This window comes from Streptomyces sp. NPDC050448 (genome assembly GCF_040655295.1).
Taxonomy (GTDB): domain Bacteria; phylum Actinomycetota; class Actinomycetes; order Streptomycetales; family Streptomycetaceae; genus Streptomyces.
On sequence record NZ_JBFAJR010000131.1, the window covers coordinates 1 to 1,472 of the forward strand.

Genomic DNA, 1,472 nt, shown 5'->3' on the forward strand with positions numbered 1-1,472 from the left:
GGCCGGTTCTACTGATCCCCGCAACACCCTGGAGTTCAGGGAGTTGCGGGGATCATGGGTTTTGAGGTGCTGAAGGCGAGGTTCTTCGAGGCGCTGGATCGGGAGGACGGCAGTATCACCGCTGCCGCTCGCGCAGTCGGCGTGAACCGTAATACGGCGTTCGGATGGGCCCGTCAGGCCGGTGTCCGCGGTCGCGGCAAGCCCGGCACGGCCGGGCATCCGGGTCGGGCGGAGTACGAGCGGCTGCGTGCGGCCGGAGTCCGACGCCGCGATGCCGCCGCGCAGGCCGGTGTCCACGAGCGGACCGCCGAGGACTGGGACCAGGGCATCCGGCAGATCGGCCACTCGCGTCTGCGTGCTGACGGCCGTCTGATCGACTACAAGACCGGTGTGACCACCATTGGCGCCAGCACAACCCGGCCGTCCCTCGCGGCGGTCGACGCGCGGCTGCACCCCCGGTTCCTGAACGTGACCGAGCGGGAGGCGATCGCTGACATGCACCGGGCCGGCCATTCGCTGCGGGCGATCGGACGGGCTCTGGGGCGACCGGCGTCCACGGTCAAGCGGGAGATCGACGCCCGGGCGGTCGAGGGCGTCTATCGGCCGCACCGGGCTCAGCGGGCCTGGGCCGGGAGCCGGTCACGGCCCAGGGCATCGAAGCTCGCCGCAGACGGTCCGCTGCGTCGATACGTTGAGGACAAGCTGCGTGAACGCTGGTCCCCGGAGCAGATCAGTCACGCTGTGGTCATCGAGTTCCCCGACGACGAGAGCATGCGGGTGAGTCCGGAGACGATCTACCAGGCCATCTACGTCCAGGCCCGAGGCGGCCTGCGCCGCGAGATCGCGGTCGCACTGCGCAGCGGGCGCACCCGCCGCAAGCCTCGCCGCAGCCCGGAACAGCGCACCCGCCGGTTCGTCGACGAGATGGTGATGATCTCCGAGCGTCCTGCCGAGGTGGAGGACCGGGCGGTGCCCGGCCACTGGGAAGGCGATCTGATCGTCGGTCCTCGAAGCGAGAGCGCGATCGTGACCCTGGTCGAACGCTCCACCCGCTACGTCCTGCTCGGGCATCTGTCTGGCGGGCACACCGCCGAGGAGGTCCGCGACGTGCTGGTGCCCTTGATCCAGACCCTGCCCGAGCACCTGCGCGGCTCGCTGACCTGGGACCAGGGCTGCGAGATGGCCGCGCATAAGCAGTTCACCGTGGCCACGGGAGTGCCGGTCTACTTCTGCGACCCCCACTCACCCTGGCAGCGCGGGTCGAACGAGAACACCAACGGCCTGCTGCGGCAGTACTTCCCCAAGGGCACCGACCTGTCCGTGCACAGCGCCGAAGACCTCGAACACGTCGCCCAACAACTCAACGGCCGACCACGCAAAACGCTCGACTGGAGAACCCCAGCCGAGCGCCTGCGTGATCTACTGACAGCCGCGTAAGCCATCAGGTGTTGCGAGGACCCCAAGAATCCGCC

At 69.2% G+C, this 1,472-nt stretch carries 1 protein-coding gene; it reads left to right on the plus strand.

Annotated features, from left to right (window positions below; all coding sequences use genetic code 11):
* Positions 1 to 243: 243 nt before the first annotated feature.
* Positions 244 to 1,437 (plus strand): IS30 family transposase, encoded by a 1,194-nt coding sequence (locus AB0I68_RS39065; protein ID WP_363182207.1) that lies wholly within the window; start codon positions 244 to 246, stop codon positions 1,435 to 1,437.
* Positions 1,438 to 1,472: the final 35 nt, after the last annotated feature.